Consider the following 21,544-nt stretch of genomic DNA (forward strand, 5'->3'; position numbering starts at 1 on the left):
GGTTGCCAATTTCATCGAATGATGAGACCGCAATCTAACGAACGGCCTATTTACCATGAAGCTATTGCTCGTAGAGCTAAAAGAGTTGCTTAAAAAACATGCACTGTGGCAAATCCAAGAGCCAACAGCCAGTGCGATGAGCAGCCAACAACCTTTCTCTGTCGATACTTTGGAACCCCATGAGTGGCTACAGTGGGTTTTTATTCAGCGTATTGAATCTATGATAGAGATGGGACAGCCATTACCGAAGGGCTTTGAGATCGCTCCTTACTTTGAAGAGGTATGGAAGCTGCGCCCTGAGTATCAAGAAATAATCCTTATATTGAAAAAACTGGATGATAACGCCAAATGACCGAAACCATGACTCTACCTGCCGTGGAACCACTAGAGATCGTTTATCAAGACCAATATTTAGTCGCGGTAAATAAACCTGCGGGTATGCTTGTGCATCGTTCGTGGCTTGATAAAAACGAAACACGTTTTGTCATGCAGACATTACGAGACCAAATTGGCCAACATGTATTCCCATTGCATCGCTTAGATCGACCAACGTCTGGCGTGTTGTTATTTGCTCTGTCTAGTGAAGTCGCTTCACAGGCTATGCCGATGTTTGCTGAGCACAACATTGAGAAAACCTATCATGCCATCGTTCGAGGCTGGATCACTGAGGGTGATGTTCTCGATTACCCTCTTAAAGTGGAGCTTGACAAAATCGCCGATAAATTTGCTTCTCAAGACAAGGAAGCGCAGCCTGCAGTAACCGCTTATCAGCCATTGGCATCGGTTGAAGTGCCTTATTCAACAGGGCGATTCCCAACCAGTCGCTATTGCCTGGTCAAGATGAAACCTAAGACTGGTCGTAAACATCAACTGCGCCGACACATGCACCATCTGAGTCACCCGATTATTGGTGATACTAGTCACGGTGATGGCAAGCACAATCGTTTGTTTCGCGAACACTACGATTCGCACCGCCTATTGCTACACGCTTCTGAACTGAAGTTTGTTCATCCTATTACAGAGCAGGAAATAACCATTTCTGCAAACTTTGATGCGGTCTGGCAAAGCCTTATTGATGCATTTGATTGGCAAGAGTGTGAAGCCATTCAGCAATACCATAGATAACGGGCTTAACTGGTCAAATAGTGGATTTCTTAATAGGTGAATTTTCGCTAAACTGGGAAATCAACCACAGGAGGTGTTATGCATTGTCCCTTTTGCACTGAAAATGATACAAAAGTTATCGACTCAAGGTTGGTAGCGGATGGCCACCAAGTGCGTCGTCGTCGTCAATGTTTGGCATGTAGTGAACGTTTCACCACCTTTGAAACGGCCGAACTGGTGATGCCTAAAGTCATCAAGTCTAACGGCAATCGTGAACCGTTTAATAAAGATAAAATGGTTGGCGGTATTCAGCGTGCTTTAGAAAAGCGTCCGGTAAGTGCAGACGCTATTGAACTTGCTATCAGTCATATTGAGTCACAACTTCGTGCGACTGGAGAGCGTGAAGTACCAAGTGAGATGATTGGTAACCTTGTTATGACTCAGTTAAAAGAGTTGGATAAGGTCGCTTATATTCGCTTTGCCTCCGTTTATCGAAGCTTTGAAGATATTCGAGAGTTTGGAGAAGAAATCGCTCGTCTCGAAGACTGATCGACCCAGATGCATTTAGCCATAGATATGGAAAGTTATGAGCCAATTTAGCGCTATTGATTATCAAATGATGAGCCGTGCCATAGAGCTCGCGAAAAGAGGGCGCTTTACCACTGCGCCTAACCCAAATGTAGGTTGCGTCATTACCTTAAACAACGAGGTAGTGGGAGAAGGCTATCATAAGAAAGCCGGTGAGCCACATGCGGAAGTTCATGCCTTAAGAATGGCAGCAAAGCGAGCTAAGGGCGCGACCGCTTATGTCACATTGGAGCCATGTTCACACTATGGACGAACACCTCCATGTGCTGAAGGGCTGATAAAAGCAGGAGTGTCTAAAGTCATTTGTGCCATGTCTGATCCCAATCCGCAAGTGGCTGGCCGAGGCTTTAATATGCTTCGTGAAGCTGGTATTGAGGTGTCCGTTGGTCTTTTGGAACAAGATGCGCGAGCGCTTAACCCTGGTTTCCTGAAGAAAATGGAAACAGGGATGCCTTTTGTTCAACTGAAAATGGCAGCCAGCCTTGATGGGCAAACGGCATTAGCTAATGGCAAAAGCCAGTGGATTACTGGCCCCGAAGCACGTCGAGACGTTCAAGCATATCGTGCCCAGTCAGGAGCTATTCTATCGACCAGTCAAACAGTCGTAGAAGATAACGCCTCTTTGAATGTACGTTGGGATGAGCTTCCAAGTAATGTCACTGATGTAATTAAGCCCGATGAATTACGCCAACCTACTCGCGTGATTTTGGATAGACAAAATGCACTATCGAGAGAGCTGAAATTGTTCCAATCTGAGGGTGATATGATTCGAGTGGCTCAGGCTGGTGGCGATCTTAACGTGACAATGAACTCAGCTAATCAATTGGATTTAGCTGAAACACTGCAAGGCTTGGCTAAAGACCAACAAATTAATCATGTATGGATAGAAGCTGGGGCAACGCTAGCGGGCTCGATGATTCAACAACAGCTCGTTGATGAGCTTATTGTGTATTTAGCACCTAAGCTTATGGGGGCCGATGGGCGAGGGCTTATTGGGGCACTTGGATTGACTGAGATGCAAGACGTCATCGAGCTCGATATAAAAGATATTCGTATGGTGGGAAGCGACATTCGCATTGTCGCCACACCACAACTAAAGCAGAAGTAGAACAATGTTTACAGGAATTATTGAAGCGGTTGGCACACTGAAGGGTATCACTCCAAAAGGAGAAGATATCAGTATTCATGTTGAAGTGGGCAAACTGGACATGAGTGACGTAAAACTAGGAGACAGCATCGCGACAAATGGCGTCTGTCTTACGGTCACCAGCTTCACAGACAACAGTTACCATGCGGACTTATCCGTTGAGACGCTAAAGAAAACAGGCTTTGCTCACTACAGCGTTGGCGACAAAGTAAACCTAGAAAAAGCGATGCTACCAACGACACGATTTGGCGGGCACATCGTGTCTGGGCATGTGGATGGTGTTGGAGAAATTGTGGACCGACAACAAGTTGGTCGCGCCATAGAGTTTTGGGTGCAGATGCCGTCTGAGCTAGGCAAGTATGTAGCGGAAAAAGGTTCTATTACCGTAGATGGGATCAGTCTGACGGTAAACGACGTTCGCAAAGATGCCTTTAAACTAACGATTGTGCCCCATACATCTGAAGAAACGACCATCGACAACTTTCATGTTGGCCGAAAAATTAATTTAGAAGTGGATGTCCTAGCTCGTTATATGGAACGATTGCTGCAATCGAAAGCCAGTGACGAATCTGAGTCTCGAATTACCATGGACTTCCTACAACAAAACGGCTTCGCTTAAAATCTGACGCAAAGCTTGATGCCCAACGAACCAATACAGGAATGTGAAATGCCAATTAGTACGCCGCAAGAAATCATTGAAGACATTCGCCTTGGGAAAATGGTTATCCTAATGGACGATGAAGACCGTGAGAATGAAGGTGACCTTATTATGGCCGCTGAACATATCACACCAGAAGCCATTAACTTTATGGCGACTCATGGACGTGGATTGATCTGCTTAACCATGACAAAGAGCCGTTGTGAAGCACTAGGCTTACCACCTATGGTTCAAGACAACAACGCGCAGTACACTACTAACTTTACTGTGTCTATTGAAGCCGCGGAAGGCGTAACCACTGGTATCTCTGCGGCAGATCGCGCACGTACAGTTCAGGCCGCAGTTGCAAAAAACGCAAAGGCTGCAGACTTAGTGCAACCAGGACACATTTTCCCATTGGCAGCTCAAGACGGTGGTGTGTTAACTCGCGCTGGTCATACTGAAGCTGGCTGCGATCTGGCAAAGCTCGCGGGTTTTGAACCTGCCTCTGTGATTGTCGAGATTCTTAATGACGATGGCACTATGTCGCGCCGTCCTGACTTAGAAATATTCGCCGAAAAACACAACATTAAGTTGGGAACGATTGCTGACCTAATCGAGTATCGTAACAATAACGAGACCACTATTGAACGCGTTGCTGCGTGTCATTTGCCGACTGAATTCGGTGACTTTGAGCTAGTGACCTACCGTGACACTATCGACAATCAAATCCACTACGCGATGTGTGCTGGTGATTTGACGGCTAGCACTCCATTAGTTCGCGTGCATTTGCAAGACACCTTCACTGATATCTTACGCTCAAATCGAAACTCCGATCGCAGCTGGACTTTGGACAAAGCAATGAAGCGCATTGGAAAAGAAGGTGGTGTACTGGTGATTCTTGGTAATGAAGAAAGCACTGACGCTATTGTTCACAAGATCAAGGTATTCGAGCAACAAGACAATGGCTCAGCACCGACCATGGCTAAAAAACAAGGCACATCACGCCGAGTAGGCGTAGGGTCGCAGATTCTTGCGGATCTTGGTGTACATGAAATGAAGCTTCTGTCTTCGGCGGATAAAAAGTATCACGCACTGGGTGGCTTTGGTCTGAGTGTCACCGAATACATTACTGAGTAATTTATCCAAGCCTTTGCTTATGAAACGCAAAGGCTTTTTCTTTTTCGTCGCGCAGCAACCGATTTCAAGTATTGTGAAAGCAGTGTTTGACTAAAGTTAGCGGTGGATATTAATAATTGAGTTGTGCTAGAATCCGGCGATTCTCGCGCGATGAACATAGTTTATAAGGAAAGCATATGAAAGTTATCGAGGGTGGCTTCCCAGCACCGAACGCAAAGATTGCTATTGTAATTTCTCGTTTCAATAGTTTTATCAATGAAAGCCTATTATCTGGTGCTATCGATACTTTAAAACGTCACGGCCAAGTAAGTGAAGACAACATCACTGTTGTTCGCTGCCCTGGTGCGGTAGAGCTACCATTGGTTGCTCAGCGAGTTGCTAAAACAGGTAAGTTTGATGCAATCGTGTCTTTGGGTACAGTAATTCGTGGCGGTACACCACATTTCGACTATGTTTGTAGTGAGTGTAATAAAGGTCTTGCGCAAGTGTCTCTGGAATATAGCCTACCAGTAGCATTTGGTGTATTGACTGTTGATACTATCGATCAAGCAATTGAGCGTGCCGGAACCAAGGCTGGTAATAAAGGTGCAGAGGCTGCACTAAGCGCGCTTGAAATGATCAACGTTCTTTCTGAAATCGATTCCTAATGGGGGCCAGTGTGAAACCAGCCGCACGTCGTAATGCACGTCAATTTGCTCTGCAAGCAATTTATTCTTGGCAAATTACTAAAGAAAATGTTGCCACTGTTGAAGAACAGTTCTTATCAGGTGGTAAGTATGATGAAGAAGAGCATCATGCTGCTGAACCTGCGTTGACTGCGCCAGAGACTGACGTTGTATATTTCCGTGATTTGCTCACGGGTGTCGCGTTGAATCACACGGAACTAGACAGCAAGTTACGTCCGTTCGTTTCTCGTCCAATGCAAGATCTAGACATGATGGAGCTTGCGCTTCTTCGTCTAGCTATGTACGAAATGACGAGCCGCGAAGACGTACCTTACAAAGTGGTTATCAACGAAGCTATTGAGCTTGCGAAAGTATTCGCAGCAGAAGACAGCCACAAGTTCGTTAATGGTGTTCTAGATAAAGCAGCACCTCACGTTCGCAAAAAGTAACGATTAACGTTTGTCTATTCGTAAAAAGGTCAGCAAATTGCTGGCCTTTTTTATATACTCTTCTCACCTTTCCAGCACAAAGCCTACAAGATGTCCGGTGAATTTAGTTTAATCGACAAGTACTTCGCGCATAAACAGCAGCAACGCAAAGACGTGGTCTTAGCACAGGGTGATGATTGTGCCATTGTTGCCCCTCCAGCTGACAGCCACATCGCCATTAGCACTGATACCTTAGTATCCGGTACCCACTTTCTCGCTGACGCCGATCCGGCTTGGATTGCACATAAGGCACTTGCCTCGAATATCAGTGATTTAGCTGCAATGGGTGCATCACCTGCTTGGGTCTCCATGGGGATCTCATTACCAGAAGTGAACGAACGCTGGCTTGAACGTTTTTGCAATGCGTTTTTCTCGTTAGCAGACTATTACGGTATCCAGCTCATTGGCGGCGACACCACAAAAGGACCGCTGGCGATTACTCTTACTGTGCAAGGCACACTGCCACAAGGCAAAGCCTTGACTCGAAGTGGGGCAAGTTCTGGAGACTGGGTATATGTGACAGGTCACCTCGGTGATGCCAAAGCCGGCCTTGATGTGATTCTGGAAAAAAACATCAGCGCGAATACCGAGCTCAACCGCGAATTAGAAAAGCGCCACTTTGAGGCGACGCCGAGAGTGCTTGCAGGCATTACCCTCCGTGATATCGCTTCTGCTGCGATTGATATCTCTGATGGCCTTATTTCTGACTTAGGGCATATTTTAAAGCGCTCAGACGTTGGCGCTCGTATTGATGTCGACTTGCTGCCTGTTTCGTCTGAACTCAAGCAATTCGTGGAGTCTGATGACATCGCAAAGCAGTACGCATTAACTAGCGGAGAAGAGTATGAACTCTGCTTTACGGTGCCGGAAGCCAACAGAGGGCAACTTGAGATCGCGCTATCAAATACGCCATTTACCTGTATTGGACAAATAACGGGCACGGGCTATCTTGATCTACATTCTAACGACCAACCACTTGACTGGCAGTTGGGTGGATTCGACCACTTTAAGGTGAGCCAATGAGTAACCCCCTTGACTTAATCTCTTTGAAAAACCCTTGGCATTTGCTTGCGACTGGCTTTGGCAGTGGTCTATCGCCTGTTGTACCCGGTACTATGGGTACACTGGCAGCGATTCCGTTATATCTACTGTTAGCACAATTGCCTTTGAGCATGTATCTTATCGCGGTTTTAATGTCTTGTATTATCGGTATCAAAATCTGCCAAGTGACCTCAGATGATATGGGTGTGCACGATCATGGCTCTATCGTATGGGATGAGTTCGCCGGATTTTGGATCACCATGGCGATAGTTCCAGCACTCAAACTACCGATTGACGATTGGAAGTGGTTACTGACAGGCTTTGTGCTATTCCGTTTCTTCGATATGGTAAAACCATGGCCAATAGGTTGGCTCGATAAGCGCGTTCATGGTGGTTTAGGTATCATGATTGACGACATTGTTGCGGGTGTGATGGCGGGTATTTCACTTTACCTGGTCGGACGACTAGCAGGTTGGATTTAATAACGCTTTGTAATTAAACAATAAAATAAACGTGCCTTTAGAAAGGCACGTTTGAATGACAAAGCTTTACTATACGTTTAGCCAAAAGTTGCTATGATTGCGGCCTCTTTAAGTTTTGTAACAATTGGTATGTTCAGCAATCTACGTCTCTTCATCAATTCTTTTCTAGTAATGGCAAATACGGCTGTGACTGCATTCGTAGTTTGCACATTCTCGATCATCAAATTACTACTGCCACTGAAATTCGTTCAGACATTGATGACCAGCCTATCTAATAAACAGATGTGGCTTTGGGCGACGATTAACTTATGGCTGCTAAACTTGAATAACAACATTGAATGGGACGTTGAAGGCGGTGAAGATCTGACGCCAGACCAATGGTATATGTTGTTGTCTAACCATTTAAGCTGGGCTGACATTGTTATCATCACATCCGTGATGAAAAACAGAATGCCAATGTGCAAATTCTTACTAAAACAAAGCTTACTGTATGTGCCTTTCGTTGGTCTTGCTTGTTGGGGCTTGGATATGCCATTTATGAAGCGACACTCGCAGGCCTATCTGGTTAAGCACCCCGAGCGACGCAATGATGACTTTAATGCGATTCGCAAGGCTTGTAAAAAGTTTGAGCACGTGCCAACAACGATGATCAGTTTTGTTGAAGGGACGCGATATAGCGAAGAAAAGTTGGCGACGGTTAAAACACCTTATCGACACCTATTGAAGCCCAAAACAGGTGGTGTAGCGTTCACACTTAACGCCATGAACCATTTGTTGGATGGGGTCGTTGATATCACACTGGCGTATCCAGAAAATCGAGAAGACCCATTTAATGATTTGTTGAAGGGTAAGTTGACGAAAGTTGTGGTCAAAATCGATGTATATCAGATGGACGAAAACCTCAACGGCGATTACTTCAACGACAAAGTCTTCAAACGTCGCTTCCACAACTGGCTCAACGATGTATGGAAGCGCAAAGATGAAAAATTGGAAGCTATCTATTCGCAGAGCTAATAATAAGTGACAAGAATACAAAAAAGGGTCTACCAGTTGGTAGACCCTTTTTAATATCAATACATTAGGTTATCAATACAGACTACCCAACCGGTAATCTTGGAATGACTCGACAGCACCTTTCTGCTTCATTGATTAACACAGAAACAGCATGTGTATGGTAATTCTCTCCGCTCTTCCAAACGGTTTCTCCGAATATCTGACACAACTCAAAATCAGAAATAGTTCCCTTCATTTCTTGGTAGGCGACGGCAGAGATGATTTTCTGTTCCAATGATTCTGGACAGGATTCAACACGCCAACGACTCACTTGAATATTCGGCAAAGCACACTCCTTGTGGTCATATTTTCGTCATCCAAGCCACAGTAACACTATGAATTTACAGGATCAAGTTGATCTTGCTCACGGTTTTTTGGGGCTATTAATGTGCCAGTCGTAACCTATTGTAAACGTGCGAACTTATTTTTATTTGGTTGAAACTTAATCATTAAAATAGTTTTTTGCGAGTGATATAACGTTTGAGTTAAATGGTTTTCTGTACGGTTTCTATGTCGGACTCTGATTTGAAAGATCTTACTAGAGCGATCAGCTCTGGTAACAGCCACAGTGAAGAGACATACAGAGCATACTCGGCAAGAAGCCCAACAAGCGCCATGCCAACAGCAGTTTCTGTTCCTAAATAATTAGGTAGTACGTAGCTAAGAAGTAGGTAGGTAAAGATGGTATAGCTGACCGTAAGCCATAAAGGGTCACGACTGTTTTCAGAGAGCTTATTAGCTTTGGATTGGTGTTTAGAGCGTGATTGATTTTCCTTAATCATGGACAGTACTTCCTAATTATCCGTTACGTCTAAGATATTCAAACACTCTAGTCGCTGTTCACAAGAATACTCGACGGCTAATTAGAGCAATCTCATAATTCTATAAATTAATATTGTTAAGAATGAACCTCGCTCACAATTACTCGCTTAACACCATGGATCCAAGTATCTAGCTTTTTTCGTGATGACCTCTCATTTTAGAGTATTGATTCTAATTGTGATGGTTTGCCGACTACACTTTGAGATAACTATTAGAGTTCGCATATCGGATGCGATAGACGATTAGATAGAGGATACAAGGATGGATTATCAACGCATTAAAGTAACTAGGGACGAGCACGTCGTGACTGTACGCTTAAACAGGGCGGATAAGCTTAATGGCGTCGACATGATTATGTTTAATGAGTTGATTCATGTGAGCAAAGCGCTTCGTAACGACCGAACGCTGAGGGCAGTTATCCTGACGGGAAGTGAAGGCAACTTTAGCTCAGGACTCGATTTCAAATCTATGATGAAAAACAAGAGCTTTGCTGCAAGACTCTTGTTTAAGTGGCTTCCTGGCCAATCAAATCGTGCACAGCAAGTAAGCAGTAATTGGCGAAAGCTATCCGTTCCTGTTATTGCTGTAATCGAAGGATATTGCTGGGGAGCGGGTATGCAAATCGCGCTAGGGGCCGATTTTAGATTCTGTGCGCCTAATGCCAACCTTTCAATCATGGAGTCGCGGATGGGATTAACCTCAGATATGGCGGGATCCATTGCTCTTAGAGAAATCATGCCGAAGGACCAAGCGATGCGAATCTCGATATGCGCTACAGAACTTGACGCTAAGGCTGCATTATCTATGGGATTAGTGACCGAAGTCAGCGATGATCCTATGAAAGAGGCATTGACACTTTGTACTCAAATCGCCCAAAAATCCCCAGATGTGACCGCCGCTATGAAGCATATGTACACTCGCTATTGGACCGCACCTGCATGGAAACTTTTGGCGTATGAAACTTATAGCCAGATACGCATTATGCTGGGGAGAAATTTTGTTCGCGTACAACAGGCTTTGAAAAAGAAAACATCACCACAGTTCGAGCCAAGACAGCGTCACTGGTAAGTTCAACTATTTACGCTCACCACTTTTTATGATCAATGTAACGTGGCTGTGCTCTAGCCAGCCACGCCCATTGAGTTCATCTCTGCTTAATATTCAAAGTTAATTTACTCATATCAAATACCTCTCCTTGTGTTTTTAAAACGCAGTTTCAAAATAAGATCTAGTTCAAGATTTAACCGTTAATTTTCCAATTTTAAGGATCAGTGATCACGTCTATAGTTGTTCATATGTGAATGGTATTGATCACATAAGAACGACTGTTACTATTAAAAGCATAAATTACGGTTAAGGAAAGTTATGTTAACGAAGTATTCAGCGAACCCTAGAGACGTGAAAAAGTACTCCACTGCACAACTGCGTGATGAGTTCTTGATCGACGAGCTATTCATACCATCTCGGGTATCGGTAGCGTATAGCCATATTGACCGAGCGGTTGCTTTAGGAATTTGTCCTCAAGATAAACCATTGATTTTAGAGGAGTGGATAGATAGTAAGTCGTTCGGGACCGAGTTTTTTCTTGAGCGAAGAGAGCTTGGGTTAGCTTGCTTAGAAGGAGCTGTAAAAGTAACCGTAGATGCAAAAACGTTCCATTTAAATGCTATGGATGTGCTTTATGTCGGCCTAGGCTCAAAGACAATTGAGATAGAGAAAGTAGAAGGTAACGCGACAGTCTACGGATTAAGTGCACCAGCGCACAAATCGCTACCCACAAGGGTAATTCCTCAGAGTGAGGCTCGCGTGGTAGAACTTGGTTCAATAGAGACGGCAAACCAACGCGTCATTAACCAATACCTGCATCCGGATGTGATAGAAACCTGTCAGCTATGTTTAGGAATCACTCATTTAGCACCGGGTAGCGTTTGGAACACGATGCCTGCACATACTCACGAGCGTCGAATGGAAGCGTATGTGTATTTCAATATCAAGCCAGAACAAGCCGTGTTTCATATGATGGGCGAACCTACCGAAACTCGTCACATTCTAGTTAGAGATAAACAACTCGTACTGTCACCAAGTTGGTCGATTCATTCGGGGTGTGGTACGCAAAACTATAGCTTTGTTTGGGGAATGTTAGGTGAAAATCAAACATTCGACGATATGGACTTTATTCCAATGGATACATTGGCTTAGTTGATACTAATAGGAAATTAACATGAACAAAACTCTGAAAAATGTACTTCTTACTACCGTAGCGGGCGCAGCAGTCACAGTATCATCAATGACATTTGCAGCAACGGAAATCAAAGCGGCATTTAACCAATCTGACAAGCACCCTCAATATTTGGCTTTGGAAGAGTTTGGTAAACAGTTAGAAGCGGAAACGGATGGTCGTTACAAAGTTACTATTTATCCCAATGCACTGCTCGGCGATCAACGTGCGTCGTTGGAGCTGGTTCAAGCTGGCGCAGTGCAAATGGCAGTAGTAGCAAACCCGTTGGTAGAAAACTATGACAATACCTTCACTGCAATCGGCATGCCTTTCGCTTATACCGGTATTGAGCATCAAGAAAAAGTGTTTACTTCCGGAGCTCTAGACAAGCTATTTGCCTCTACCAAAAAGTTTGGTTTTGAAGTATTGACGGCTTATACCGCTGGTTCTCGTAACGTTTATACCAAGGGGCATAACGTTAAGTCAGTCGAGGATATGAAAGGTCAGAAAATCCGCGTGATGCAGTCGAATACTATGGTAGAGATGCTAGGGTGCATGGGCGGTACTGGTGTGCCGATGAGTCAAGGTGAAGTGTATACTGCGGTTCAACAAGGTGTCCTTGACGGTGGTGAGAATAATGAAATTACTTATGCCGATATGAAGCACTATGAAGTGGCTCCTTACTTTAGCAAAACTTCTCACTTGATGGTGCCTGACCTAGTCGTTATCAGCGACGACTTCATCAATTCAATGTCGAAGGAAGACCAAGCGACGATTCGTCGTTTAGCTAAAGAGTCGACTGTTGACGAGTTTGCTAAATGGAATGCTCAAATTGGTAAGGCTCGTGCGTTAGCGGAGGAGAATGGTGCGACCTTTATTGATGTCGACGTGAGACAATTCCAGGAAAGCTGCAAACCTCTACAGCAAAAATTGATTAAAACTGACGCACAGAAAGAATTAACTAAGGCGATCAGTGAACTGAGCTAATTAAGAAGGAGTTAGGCGCCAAGCCTAACTCCTTTTTTGCAAGGAAAAGTCTAGTGGAAAAGTTGTTAGTCTGGACAGATAAGTTCAAGAAAATCATCGACTGGGTAGTGGAACGAGCTTGTATCGCTATTATGGCATTCTTGACAGTTCTTGTTACTTATCAGGTCGTTACTCGTTATGTCTTCAATAGTCCAAGTGCGGTGAGTGAAGTGCTGTCACGATACATGTTTGTCTGGTTGGTGTTGATTGGTGGGGCTTATGTGTTTGGCTTGAGAGAACATATGGCTATTACCTATGTACGAGATAAGTTCTCGCCGAAAATAGGCATACTGGTTGATATTTTCACTGAATGGACAATTGCTATATTTGCTTTCGTGGTTATGTGGCAAGGCGGATTCAAAGCGTCCGTTCGTCAAATGTGGCAGTTAGATTCGGCCTTAGAAGTGCCAATGGGTGTTATTTACTCGGCATTACCTATTGCCGGAGTGCTTATTCTTGTTTATTTCGTTATCAACCAACTGAAACTAATACATCAGTTTCAGCAACTTAGTGTAAAAGGATAGACATATGGATGCTGCTACCCTCGCTGCCCTTATTATGTTCGGCGGCGCTATCATTCTACTCGTTTTAGGTGCGCCGATAGGTATTAGTATTGGATTGCCTTCATTTGTTGCCATGGTCAGTATTCTGCCTTTAGCAGGCGCTACGACGACAGCCGCCCAACGAATGTTCACGGGTTTGGATAGTTTTGCATTGCTAGCGATACCGTTTTTCATTTTAGCGGGCAATATTATGAATAACGGTGGCATAGCCATACGACTCATTAACTGCTCGCGCATAGTAACGGGTTATTTTCCTGGAGCATTAGCCCAAACTAATGTGGTCTCCAATATGTTGTTTGGTTCAATCAGTGGCTCTGGCGTTGCTTCGGCAGCGGCGATTGGTGGAATTATGAACCCTATTCAAGAGAAGGAAGGGTACGACTCGCCATTTAGAACAGCGGTAAATATTGCATCTGCTCCAACTGGAATGTTGATTCCACCAAGTAACACGTTAATTGTTTATGCGACAGTCGCTGGTTCGGTATCTATTTCAGCACTCTTTATGGGCGGTTATTTGCCCGGCTTACTCTGGGGGGGTGGCGTTATGCTAGTGGCAGGGCTTATGGCCTATCGCCGTGGATATATGTCGAAACATGTGATGAGCCTTTCTGAGCGCGCCAAACTATTTATTGATGCAATACCTAGTTTGTCATTAGTAGTGGTAGTGATAGGAGGTATTCTCGCAGGCATCTTTACACCGACAGAAGCTTCAGCTATTGCGGTCGTTTACTCTTTGGCGCTTGGGTTTATATACAAAGCTCTGAAAGTTGAACAGCTCCCAAGTATTTTGTTGTCGACTGCCAAGTTAACTGCGATTGTCATCTTTATGATAGCCGCTTCGTCAATCATGTCGTGGGTAATGGCGTTTACGCAAATTCCTGGAGCTATAGCCGATGCTTTGTTGTCGTTAACCGATAACCCGATTGTGATTCTTCTAATCATCAATGTGATTTTGTTGTTTGTAGGGACCTTTATGGATCCCACGCCAGCGGTATTAATTTTCACACCCATCTTTCTACCGATTTGTATGAATTTGGGTATGGATCCAGTCCAGTTTGGTATTTTGTTGGTGTTTAACTTGTCACTTGGCACCATAACACCACCAGTTGGACCAATACTATTTACTGGTTGTAAGGTTAGCGATATCAAAATTGACCATGTGATCAAAACGCTGCTACCATTCTTTGCGGTGATATTTTTAGTACTAATGGCAGTGACTTATATCCCGGCAATTTCGATGACGATCCCACAAATGATGGGCTTAGTGAAATAAGGAGCAGGTACTTGGAAAAAGTTGTTCGGCAGGAGTATAACGCCCCAGCCTTAGAGAAAGGGTTGGATATACTGGAGTTGCTAGCAAGTTCAGCTGAACCCATGTCAAAGAAACAGATCGCAGAGATGGTCGGTCGTAGTGTGGGAGAGATTTTCCGAGTACTCTCCGTGTTGGCTCGTCGTGGTTATGTGACCTTTAATGAAGATAGCGGTAAATATATGTTTTCTATGCAAATGTTTACCGTTGCTAATCAGTATCCACCTCAGTCTCAACTGTTAAATATCGCCAAGCCATTAATGAAAATGGTGAGTGAAAAAGTCAATCAATCATGCCATGTTTCATGGTATGACAATCAGCATCTGGTGGTGATCGGAAGGGAAGAGAGTCCATATAAGATGGGCTTTAGCCTTAAGATTGGCGCTAAGTTAGACGTATGTTCATCCGGCTCTGGAATCGTACTGTTGAGCTTTAGTGATGAGCTCAAAAGAGAGAAAATACTCAAGCAGAGTGGTGCAACTGATTACGAAATAGAACAAGCGAACGCTTTACTCAACCAGACCAAGAATCAAGGTTACTTTATTGGTCCCAGTCCACAAATTTCGGGTATTACTAATATCAGTGTGCCGATCTTTACGGGCAGTGAGATGCTGGCTGTGTTGACTGTTCCATATGTCACTTTAGACTCTGATGCAGTTCATCATGCTGTAGATAGTATTGAAACGACAAAGAACGAGTTAGTCGCTATTTGCCAATCAATCAGTCATCAGTTAACGCCTCAAGTGTAATACTTTCAAAGGCGTGTGGTTATTTCATAGATAGCGACATGCCTTTACTCTTCTTAGGTCTAATTGTTCAATAATGCCTCTGAATTCATCAAGACCACGCTAGATTATTCATCTGTGACAAGCTAAGATTTCTTCTTTCTATTCAGCACATTTATCACAGAGTTTTTTAACTCTAACGCGCTAATTTATCGAACAAATTTACGAGACTAACAACGTATAGCACCATGTGGAGCCACGAGTGAGCGAATTCCAAGATCTATCCATACAAATCGAACAAATCTCTCAAGCTGAGGAGCATGAGCAACCAAGTGTGCTTAATGAACTTATAGAACAGGGGATGGAGTCGTCGTCGGTGGGGTTGATATTGGAAGCCTTTCCTATAGAGCAAAGGGTTCGTTTGTGGCGTGAGTTGCCGCTGGAAATGCACATCGAAGTGCTCACAGAGACTCGTGCGGAAGTACGTGTTTCTATTCTGGATGCGTTATCGGAAACTGAGCTTAAGCTTACGCTGGCGAAGTTGGATAACCTTTCGCTTATCGAGTGGGCGGACTCACTGCCTGATGACATCATTGCCGAAGCTATCTCTTTACTTGAAAAGGATGAGCTAGAGCTTTATGACCAAGCTAATGAATATGAAGAAGATCAGATTGGCCGCTGGGCAGATAGGAAAGTCATTACGATTCCTTTTAGTATCTCAGTAGACAGAGCCAAGCTGTTGATTGATAAATACAATTATGAGCAGCCAGAGCATATCTATCTAATTGATAAGCAAAAACGTTTTCGTGGGATGGTGGATTATAGCGATGTCTTAAAAAGTGATCCTAAAACGCGAATCAAACAATTGGTTTTGGAGCACGTCACCACGCTTAGTGCAAAGCTAACATTGGCCGAATCGGTGGAAGCAATGGAGCGTTCCTCCTTCAGTGCATTGCCTATTCTTGATGAACGTAAATTGTTGGTAGGGGAGATTGACTGGAAGTTTGCTCTTAGCACGCAACGAGAAATCTACGAGACGCGTTTAATGGCCGGTACGGGTATGGATGAAGGCGATGACCTCTTCGCACCAGTATTGAAAAGTTCGCAAAAGCGTGGAGTTTGGTTGGGGATTAACTTGCTTACCGCTATTTTAGCTTCAGTGACAATTGGCTTGTTTGAAAACGTCATTTCGCAGGTTGTTGCCCTTGCGATCCTTATGCCTATTGTCGGTTCTATGGGTGGGATCGCAGGAAGCCAGACACTAACTTTGATCGTGCGTTCTATGGCTCTCAACCAGATTACCTCCGGTAACCGATTTGCCCTTATCAAGAATGAGTTGGGCATTGGTGCAATTAACGGGCTACTGTGGGCGATCATCATAGGTGCGATGGCTGGATTGTGGTTCCAGTCTTCGATCCTTGGTGCGACCATAGCGTTGGCTATCGTCGTCAATATCATCACAGCAGCGCTGTTTGGTGTCTTGATTCCTCTAGTTCTGGATAAGCTCAAGCTTGATCCTGCTTTAGCGGGTTCAGTCATATTAACGACGGTTACCGATGTGGTCGGCTTCTTTGCGTTCCTTGGTACCGCAAGCCTAGTCATGTTGTAAGTCTTCATTAAGAGGGTTGTAAGAATTGGACTGCAACCCTCTTTTCCTATGATTTTAAAACGAAAAACCTTCCCTTTTTCCCAGGTTTTAATTTAGCCTTTTTGTTTTGTAATTAGTTGAATATAAAAGTAAATTCACCCTGTTTGATATTGTTTTGGCTATTTGGGACCTTCTCTTTCTAATTCCTTTGTTTTTATCAATAAATCTCTAGTTTTTAAGTGCTTGCGATGCTCTAAAGTCTGGCTATAATCGCGCGCCATTTTATTAATGGTGTGAATGGGATGAGCCGCTCGCCTGGCGCCTCTCCTGTAATAATCCACTTTAATCAACTTGCTCATCATTTATCTATCGTGATGATGCGAGAGGATCGCGAAACAAATGAAACTAATTAAAACCACGATTGCTGCTGCACTAATGTCTACTATGCTAACTGGCTGTATTGGCCAGATGGCAACAACGAGTATGGTGATGTATGAAGTTAACCTAAAAGGTGTGGACAACCGTTATGCTCGTGCTGGCCTATACACTTTGATGTCACCAGTTTATGCCATTACAGCGGCAGCGGATCTATTCGTGATTAACTCTATTGAGTTCTGGACTGGTACCAACCCACTAACTAAGAAAAAGGCGGTAGCGGACACTCCCGCTGAAGCGTACATCAAAGTAAACCACAAGGTAGGAAAGAAGCTCTCTACTGCACCTGTTAAGTTATCTAAGCTAGATGACAATACAACACAGATGGACTTCATTGATGATTCTGGCAAGGCACGCACACTTGTAGGAGTGAGCGGTAAAGATTCTGTTGATTTCTACCTAGATGGTGAGTTCATTACTACGGCATCCCACGCAGAACTAGAACAGTACGCAACGGCGTCTTAACTGTTATCAGAGCCTGCTCATTGATTCGAGCAGGCTCGTTTTTGCCAGCCGCTTACCAACTTAACACTTCAACTATCAACACTTTTATTGATGCAGAAACTGGAGTTCCACACGCTTTCCTCCTATCATCCGCACATATTTCTGCGATCGTGTAAACCTATCATGTCTTTTTCTGAGTTAACGTTAAGCTCGGCATTAATTGATGCCATTCCTAGTGAATTCTCTCATGCTACTCATATTCAAACCCTCGCTATTCCTGCAATTACCGCACAGCACGATGTCTTGGCTCTTGCACAAACTGGCAGCGGTAAGACCTTAGCCTTTGGTCTTGGGCTGATAGAGCAGTTGCTTAACAACGAGATAAAGCAAGCCTTGATACTAGTGCCTACGCGTGAGTTGGCGAAACAGGTAACAGAGACCATCGATCCTATCGTCGCTCTATTAGGTTATTCAGTCGCTGTGGTTTGCGGCGGCGAGGATGTAGAGCCGCAGGTGGGTCAGCTTAATGCTGCTCCAGAGATTGTAGTGGCAACACCAGGACGTTTGCTCGATATCATGAATAAACAGCTGGTGGACACTCAACGTATTGAAACTGTGGTGCTTGATGAAGTTGACCGTTTACTCGATATGGGTTTTTGGCCAGACATTCAGAGTATACTCAATGGATTGAGCCACAGAAAACAAACCTTAATGTTCTCAGCAACGCTACCAGAACAATTGGAAGCAAAAGTCACGACTTTGCTTAACAATCCAATCAGAGTTGTAGCCAATAAAACCAATAGTGTGGTGGAGCAGATTGCAGAGACATTGTATTTGGTAAATAAAGGCAGTAAAGCCAATGTGCTGATTAAGAAAATTACTGAGTATCAATGGCCTCAGGTGTTGGTGTTTATTGGTGCACGAGACAATGCCGATGCGCTTTGTAAGAAGTTGAATAAAGCAGGTATTACTAGTGGCGCCTTACATGGTAATAAGGAGCAAACGGAGCGTGAACGTACCTTACAGGCCTTCAAACAAGGTGAGATTCAAGTACTGATTGCTACCGATATTTTAGCTCGAGGGATCCATGTAGATGATCTTCCAGTCGTGATTAATTATGAGTTGCCAAGTGACCCATCTGTATACGTGCATCGAGTTGGGCGCACCGCCAGAGCAGGAAAAATGGGACAGGCATTGTCGCTAGTTTGCCATGGTGAAACCGAATATCTTGAGGCGATTCGTCAACTCACATCACGAAGCTTAGTGTTGGAAGAGCTGGCTGACTTTCCGGTGACGGACAAACCCTCGACAGGAGAAAGCAAGCGCCCTAAACGAGATAAGCAAGCCAATCGACGCACCAATAAAAAGACCCGTGCGAGTCAATTCAAGAGCAAGAAACGTTAGCATCGAGTTCGCAACAGAGAGCGTTAAGGAAAACAGTCATGGCAACCATGAAAGACGTAGCAGAGTTAGCAGGGGTTTCGACAGCGACAGTATCGAGGGTAATTAATCGCTCACACTACGTAGAACCAGTAACGTTGGAGCGGGTGGAGAAAGCGATTAAAACGCTTAACTATCGTCGTGACCCTCGAGCCGCTGCGTTAGCGAAACGAAGCAATAACACGCTAGGTCTACTCACAGGTAACTTGGCTGATCCCTTCTTTGCATTAATCGCCAAAAATGTGGAAGAGGTGGTACGTCTTAATGGTCATCAACTGGTAGTGGTGAGTGGCGGTCACAATGCGGAACGTGAAAAAGAAGGCTTGGACTTTCTTATCAGCCAAGGCTGCGAAGCTATGGTTGTGCATGCCAAAATGCTTGATGATGCCACTTTGCTCCGCTACGCTGCCCAAGCTCCTGCTATGGTTCTACTCAATCGCACTATTCCACAGATCTCGAATCGCTCGGTATGGGTGGATAATCGAGCTGGAGCAAAGGTCTCGGTGGAGCATTTGATTGCTTTAGGTCATCGCAAGATAGCCTACGTCACCAGCGACCTGCCGATAGAAGATAGAACCGATCGCCTTCAAGGCTATAAAGACGCCATGTCATCCGCCAACATTGAAGTACCGCCTAGCTGGATTATTAACGAGAATTTCAGTGAGTCTGGTGGTGAAGCGGCAGGAAAGGCGTTGATGGCGCGGTGCCCAGAAGTTACTGCTGTGGTGACGTTTAATGATGTCATGGCGGCGGGGTTGATGGCAAGTCTCTACGAACAAGGCGTGGTAGTACCTGACGATATGTCTATTGTGGGTTTTGATGATGTGTTGTTGGCACGCTATCTTTATCCACGTTTAACCACAATGCACAACCCTATCGACGAGATGTCGGTGCATGCCGCGAAGCTAGCACTGAACCTCAAAAAATCAGCCTATACTCCTCCCCATAACCATCGTTTTGAAGCCAATTTAGTCGAAAGACAGACCGTCAAGTCGTTAAAAAGGTAATTATCAATGAAAAAACGTGAGAATGTTCACATCAGATAATCTCATGTAAGCGCTTACATGAAACAGTCATCTAGCTCTCAATTTTGGAATGAGGCTAAGGATATTATCTCTGCGAACAAACCCTACACAGTTTTTGAGGATATACATTATGACAAATTCAAAGCCTCTGCCCTCATTTGGTTTAGCGCTCGCCCCTATCGCGGTGATGTTTTTGCTTTTGGCAATCGGCTACGGAGCGCTAGGACTACGAATTGAAGTCTTGCTGCTGATTTCTGCGGCATTTACTGGTTTCATCGCTTGGAAGATGGGCTACAACTGGGATGACATTATTGGCGCTATTGTTGAGAAGCTTGCCAAGGCGATGCCAGTCATCCTAATTCTTGTTTCTGTTGGCGGCCTTATCGCCAGTTGGATGGTGAGCGGCACGATCCCTTATATGGTGTATTGGGGACTTAAAGTGATCAGTCCCGAATACATCCTTATCGCTGCCTTTTTCGTGACTAGCGTAGTATCGGTATGTACAGGTACATCCTGGGGTTCAGCAGGTACTGTTGGTGTTGCACTAATGGGTGTTGCGGCTGGCCTAGATGTGTCGCTTGCAGCCGCTGCGGGTGCAGTAGTTTCTGGCGCTTATTTCGGCGATAAAATCTCTCCACTGTCTGATTCAACCAACTTTGCTCCAGTGGTATCAGGCACAACCTTGTACGAACACATCCAACATATGCTCTACACTACCTTGCCAGGCTTTGTGATTGCCGCAACCGTGTTTTTCTTTGCTGGTCAAAGTGCCGATGTGGCAGGAGTGAGCGAACCAGAGAAAGTCGTTGAGATCTTAGCGGGCCTTGAAAGCCTTTATAACCTCAACATTGTTCTTATTATTCCACCAGTGATGATCCTTTGGGGTGCTCTTACTAAAAAGCCAGTATTACCGCTGATGCTTGCAGCGTCGGCGATTGCTATAGCACTTGGCATGCTACTTCAAGGCTTCTCGCTACAACAAGGTTTCCAAGCGTATGTTGATGGCTTCAATCTATCAATGTTTGAAGCGAATGGTCACGAAGTATCAGGCATCATTCCGGATGTAGCGAAGCTGCTTAATCGTGGTGGTCTGTTCTCAATGATGAGCACTATCTTGTTGGTATTCTGCGCCTTCTCTTTCGCAGGTATTTTAAGCTTAACTGGCGCATTGAACGTGGTACTTGGTCGCTTCCTGCATCTGATTCACTCAACGGGTCAACTGATTGCTTCAACGGTTATCGCGACGATTACGGTTGTGTTCACGACATCAGACGGCAAATTAGCACTATTGATTCCGGGAGAACTGTTCCAAAACGCCTACCGAAAAATGGGTCTAGATACCAAGAACCTCTCTCGTACTATCGAAGATGCAGGCACAATTATTGAACCGCTAGTGCCTTGGACCGCTGCAGGTATTTACATGGCGGGCACGCTAGGCGTAGCAACGCTTGATTATCTACCTTGGGCGATTCAGTGCTATACCGGCGTTATCTTCGCGCTGATTTACGGTTTTACTGGTTTTGGTATTGCTAAAGCAAAGCCAGAATCAACAGATAATACAGAATTACAAACTGTTGCTACCCCAACAAAATAAGGTAACTGCT

General features: G+C 44.6%; 24 protein-coding genes. 22 read left to right on the forward strand and 2 right to left on the reverse strand.

Features of this window, described 5'->3' with window-relative positions; genetic code table 11:
• Positions 1-55: 55 nt before the first annotated feature.
• The 11 genes from OH456_RS21800 to OH456_RS21850 all read left to right on the forward strand — a co-directional run bounded on the left by OH456_RS21800 (position 56) and on the right by OH456_RS21850 (position 8,306).
• Positions 56-352 carry a YqcC family protein gene (locus OH456_RS21800; RefSeq protein WP_031497161.1) on the forward strand — a complete coding sequence of 99 codons (297 nt, stop codon included), beginning with the start codon at positions 56-58 and terminating at the stop codon, positions 350-352.
• Positions 349-1,125, forward strand: a complete 777-nt coding sequence (truC, locus tag OH456_RS21805) for a tRNA pseudouridine(65) synthase TruC (RefSeq protein WP_270034249.1) — start codon at positions 349-351, stop codon at positions 1,123-1,125. The genes OH456_RS21800 and truC overlap by 4 nt, the downstream gene beginning before the upstream one ends.
• A gap of 78 nt (positions 1,126-1,203) precedes the next feature.
• Positions 1,204-1,653, forward strand: a complete 450-nt coding sequence (gene nrdR / locus OH456_RS21810) for a transcriptional regulator NrdR (protein ID WP_006069872.1) — start codon at positions 1,204-1,206, stop codon at positions 1,651-1,653.
• Between the two features lie 37 nt (positions 1,654-1,690).
• Positions 1,691-2,800, forward strand: a complete 1,110-nt coding sequence (gene ribD / locus OH456_RS21815; RefSeq protein WP_270034250.1) for a bifunctional diaminohydroxyphosphoribosylaminopyrimidine deaminase/5-amino-6-(5-phosphoribosylamino)uracil reductase RibD — start codon at positions 1,691-1,693, stop codon at positions 2,798-2,800.
• A gap of 4 nt (positions 2,801-2,804) precedes the next feature.
• A complete protein-coding gene (locus tag OH456_RS21820) occupies positions 2,805-3,458 on the forward strand; it encodes a riboflavin synthase (protein WP_038229276.1) in 654 nt (217 codons plus the stop codon).
• A 48-nt stretch (positions 3,459-3,506) separates the two neighbouring features.
• Positions 3,507-4,616, forward strand: a complete 1,110-nt coding sequence (gene ribBA / locus OH456_RS21825; RefSeq protein ID WP_270034251.1) for a bifunctional 3,4-dihydroxy-2-butanone-4-phosphate synthase/GTP cyclohydrolase II — start codon at positions 3,507-3,509, stop codon at positions 4,614-4,616.
• Between the two features lie 176 nt (positions 4,617-4,792).
• Positions 4,793-5,263, forward strand: a complete 471-nt coding sequence (gene ribH, locus OH456_RS21830) for a 6,7-dimethyl-8-ribityllumazine synthase (protein WP_004415274.1) — start codon at positions 4,793-4,795, stop codon at positions 5,261-5,263.
• On the forward strand, positions 5,263-5,730 hold the full coding sequence (nusB, locus tag OH456_RS21835; protein WP_006069876.1) for a transcription antitermination factor NusB: 468 nt from the start codon (positions 5,263-5,265) through the stop codon (positions 5,728-5,730). The genes ribH and nusB overlap by 1 nt, the downstream gene beginning before the upstream one ends.
• Positions 5,731-5,820: 90 nt before the next feature.
• The gene (thiL, locus tag OH456_RS21840) at positions 5,821-6,792 is read left to right on the forward strand and encodes a thiamine-phosphate kinase (protein ID WP_171391828.1); all 972 of its coding nucleotides are present in this window, start codon (positions 5,821-5,823) and stop codon (positions 6,790-6,792) included.
• Positions 6,789-7,292 (forward strand): phosphatidylglycerophosphatase A, encoded by a 504-nt coding sequence (gene pgpA, locus OH456_RS21845; protein ID WP_270034252.1) that lies wholly within the window; start codon positions 6,789-6,791, stop codon positions 7,290-7,292. The genes thiL and pgpA overlap by 4 nt, the downstream gene beginning before the upstream one ends.
• A 129-nt stretch (positions 7,293-7,421) precedes the next feature.
• Positions 7,422-8,306, forward strand: a complete 885-nt coding sequence (locus OH456_RS21850) for an acyltransferase (protein ID WP_252038285.1) — start codon at positions 7,422-7,424, stop codon at positions 8,304-8,306.
• Between the two features lie 82 nt (positions 8,307-8,388).
• Here the strand turns inward: OH456_RS21850 and OH456_RS21855 are convergent, their stop codons facing one another.
• Both OH456_RS21855 and OH456_RS21860 read right to left on the reverse strand, forming a co-directional pair.
• Entirely contained in the window at positions 8,389-8,631 is a 243-nt protein-coding gene (locus OH456_RS21855; RefSeq protein ID WP_038167169.1) for a hypothetical protein, read from the reverse strand.
• A gap of 199 nt (positions 8,632-8,830) precedes the next feature.
• Entirely contained in the window at positions 8,831-9,127 is a 297-nt protein-coding gene (locus tag OH456_RS21860) for a hypothetical protein (protein WP_031494511.1), read from the reverse strand.
• Positions 9,128-9,428: 301 nt separating this feature from the next.
• Here OH456_RS21860 and OH456_RS21865 point away from each other — a divergent pair, with 301 nt between their 5' ends.
• The 11 genes from OH456_RS21865 to nhaC all read left to right on the forward strand — a co-directional run bounded on the left by OH456_RS21865 (position 9,429) and on the right by nhaC (position 21,534).
• The gene (locus tag OH456_RS21865) at positions 9,429-10,235 is read left to right on the forward strand and encodes a crotonase/enoyl-CoA hydratase family protein (RefSeq protein WP_006069881.1); all 807 of its coding nucleotides are present in this window, start codon (positions 9,429-9,431) and stop codon (positions 10,233-10,235) included.
• A 297-nt stretch (positions 10,236-10,532) separates the two neighbouring features.
• Positions 10,533-11,366: a 5-dehydro-4-deoxy-D-glucuronate isomerase gene (gene kduI / locus OH456_RS21870; protein WP_198558155.1), complete on the forward strand. Its 834-nt coding sequence runs from the start codon at positions 10,533-10,535 to the stop codon at positions 11,364-11,366.
• Between the two features lie 22 nt (positions 11,367-11,388).
• Positions 11,389-12,372, forward strand: a complete 984-nt coding sequence (locus OH456_RS21875; RefSeq protein ID WP_006069883.1) for a TRAP transporter substrate-binding protein — start codon at positions 11,389-11,391, stop codon at positions 12,370-12,372.
• Between the two features lie 53 nt (positions 12,373-12,425).
• Positions 12,426-12,935 (forward strand): TRAP transporter small permease, encoded by a 510-nt coding sequence (locus tag OH456_RS21880; RefSeq protein WP_006069884.1) that lies wholly within the window; start codon positions 12,426-12,428, stop codon positions 12,933-12,935.
• A gap of 4 nt (positions 12,936-12,939) precedes the next feature.
• Complete coding sequence (locus tag OH456_RS21885; protein WP_270034253.1) at positions 12,940-14,247, forward strand: TRAP transporter large permease; 1,308 nt, start codon at positions 12,940-12,942, stop codon at positions 14,245-14,247.
• An 11-nt stretch (positions 14,248-14,258) separates the two neighbouring features.
• The gene (locus OH456_RS21890; RefSeq protein ID WP_006069886.1) at positions 14,259-15,032 is read left to right on the forward strand and encodes an IclR family transcriptional regulator; all 774 of its coding nucleotides are present in this window, start codon (positions 14,259-14,261) and stop codon (positions 15,030-15,032) included.
• 238 nt (positions 15,033-15,270) lie between these two features.
• Positions 15,271-16,617: a magnesium transporter gene (locus tag OH456_RS21895; protein ID WP_038229294.1), complete on the forward strand. Its 1,347-nt coding sequence runs from the start codon at positions 15,271-15,273 to the stop codon at positions 16,615-16,617.
• Positions 16,618-16,995: 378 nt separating this feature from the next.
• Positions 16,996-17,496 (forward strand): DUF3332 domain-containing protein, encoded by a 501-nt coding sequence (locus OH456_RS21900; RefSeq protein WP_096443200.1) that lies wholly within the window; start codon positions 16,996-16,998, stop codon positions 17,494-17,496.
• Between the two features lie 162 nt (positions 17,497-17,658).
• On the forward strand, positions 17,659-18,879 hold the full coding sequence (locus OH456_RS21905; RefSeq protein ID WP_240206903.1) for a DEAD/DEAH box helicase: 1,221 nt from the start codon (positions 17,659-17,661) through the stop codon (positions 18,877-18,879).
• Positions 18,880-18,917: 38 nt separating this feature from the next.
• Entirely contained in the window at positions 18,918-19,922 is a 1,005-nt protein-coding gene (locus OH456_RS21910) for a LacI family DNA-binding transcriptional regulator (RefSeq protein WP_239920789.1), read from the forward strand.
• Positions 19,923-20,070: 148 nt separating this feature from the next.
• Positions 20,071-21,534 (forward strand): Na+/H+ antiporter NhaC, encoded by a 1,464-nt coding sequence (gene nhaC / locus OH456_RS21915; protein ID WP_006069891.1) that lies wholly within the window; start codon positions 20,071-20,073, stop codon positions 21,532-21,534.
• Positions 21,535-21,544 lie beyond the last annotated feature (10 nt).

This window comes from Vibrio sp. La 4.2.2, from assembly GCF_027586995.1.
Lineage (GTDB): Bacteria > Pseudomonadota > Gammaproteobacteria > Enterobacterales > Vibrionaceae > Vibrio > Vibrio mediterranei.

Coding starts and splice junctions, on each gene's coding strand:
- OH456_RS21800 (WP_031497161.1), top strand. CDS start 56: ATGAAGCTATTGCTCGTAGAGCTAAAAGAGTTGCTTAAAAAACATGCA.
- kduI (WP_198558155.1), top strand. CDS start 10,533: ATGTTAACGAAGTATTCAGCGAACCCTAGAGACGTGAAAAAGTACTCC.
- ribH (WP_004415274.1), top strand. CDS start 4,793: ATGAAAGTTATCGAGGGTGGCTTCCCAGCACCGAACGCAAAGATTGCT.
- thiL (WP_171391828.1), top strand. CDS start 5,821: ATGTCCGGTGAATTTAGTTTAATCGACAAGTACTTCGCGCATAAACAG.
- nusB (WP_006069876.1), top strand. CDS start 5,263: ATGGGGGCCAGTGTGAAACCAGCCGCACGTCGTAATGCACGTCAATTT.
- OH456_RS21900 (WP_096443200.1), top strand. CDS start 16,996: ATGAAACTAATTAAAACCACGATTGCTGCTGCACTAATGTCTACTATG.
- OH456_RS21885 (WP_270034253.1), top strand. CDS start 12,940: ATGGATGCTGCTACCCTCGCTGCCCTTATTATGTTCGGCGGCGCTATC.
- OH456_RS21910 (WP_239920789.1), top strand. CDS start 18,918: ATGGCAACCATGAAAGACGTAGCAGAGTTAGCAGGGGTTTCGACAGCG.
- nhaC (WP_006069891.1), top strand. CDS start 20,071: ATGACAAATTCAAAGCCTCTGCCCTCATTTGGTTTAGCGCTCGCCCCT.
- OH456_RS21905 (WP_240206903.1), top strand. CDS start 17,659: ATGTCTTTTTCTGAGTTAACGTTAAGCTCGGCATTAATTGATGCCATT.
- ribD (WP_270034250.1), top strand. CDS start 1,691: ATGAGCCAATTTAGCGCTATTGATTATCAAATGATGAGCCGTGCCATA.
- nrdR (WP_006069872.1), top strand. CDS start 1,204: ATGCATTGTCCCTTTTGCACTGAAAATGATACAAAAGTTATCGACTCA.
- truC (WP_270034249.1), top strand. CDS start 349: ATGACCGAAACCATGACTCTACCTGCCGTGGAACCACTAGAGATCGTT.
- OH456_RS21860 (WP_031494511.1), bottom strand. CDS start 9,127: ATGATTAAGGAAAATCAATCACGCTCTAAACACCAATCCAAAGCTAAT.
- OH456_RS21850 (WP_252038285.1), top strand. CDS start 7,422: ATGTTCAGCAATCTACGTCTCTTCATCAATTCTTTTCTAGTAATGGCA.
- OH456_RS21820 (WP_038229276.1), top strand. CDS start 2,805: ATGTTTACAGGAATTATTGAAGCGGTTGGCACACTGAAGGGTATCACT.
- pgpA (WP_270034252.1), top strand. CDS start 6,789: ATGAGTAACCCCCTTGACTTAATCTCTTTGAAAAACCCTTGGCATTTG.
- OH456_RS21875 (WP_006069883.1), top strand. CDS start 11,389: ATGAACAAAACTCTGAAAAATGTACTTCTTACTACCGTAGCGGGCGCA.
- ribBA (WP_270034251.1), top strand. CDS start 3,507: ATGCCAATTAGTACGCCGCAAGAAATCATTGAAGACATTCGCCTTGGG.
- OH456_RS21865 (WP_006069881.1), top strand. CDS start 9,429: ATGGATTATCAACGCATTAAAGTAACTAGGGACGAGCACGTCGTGACT.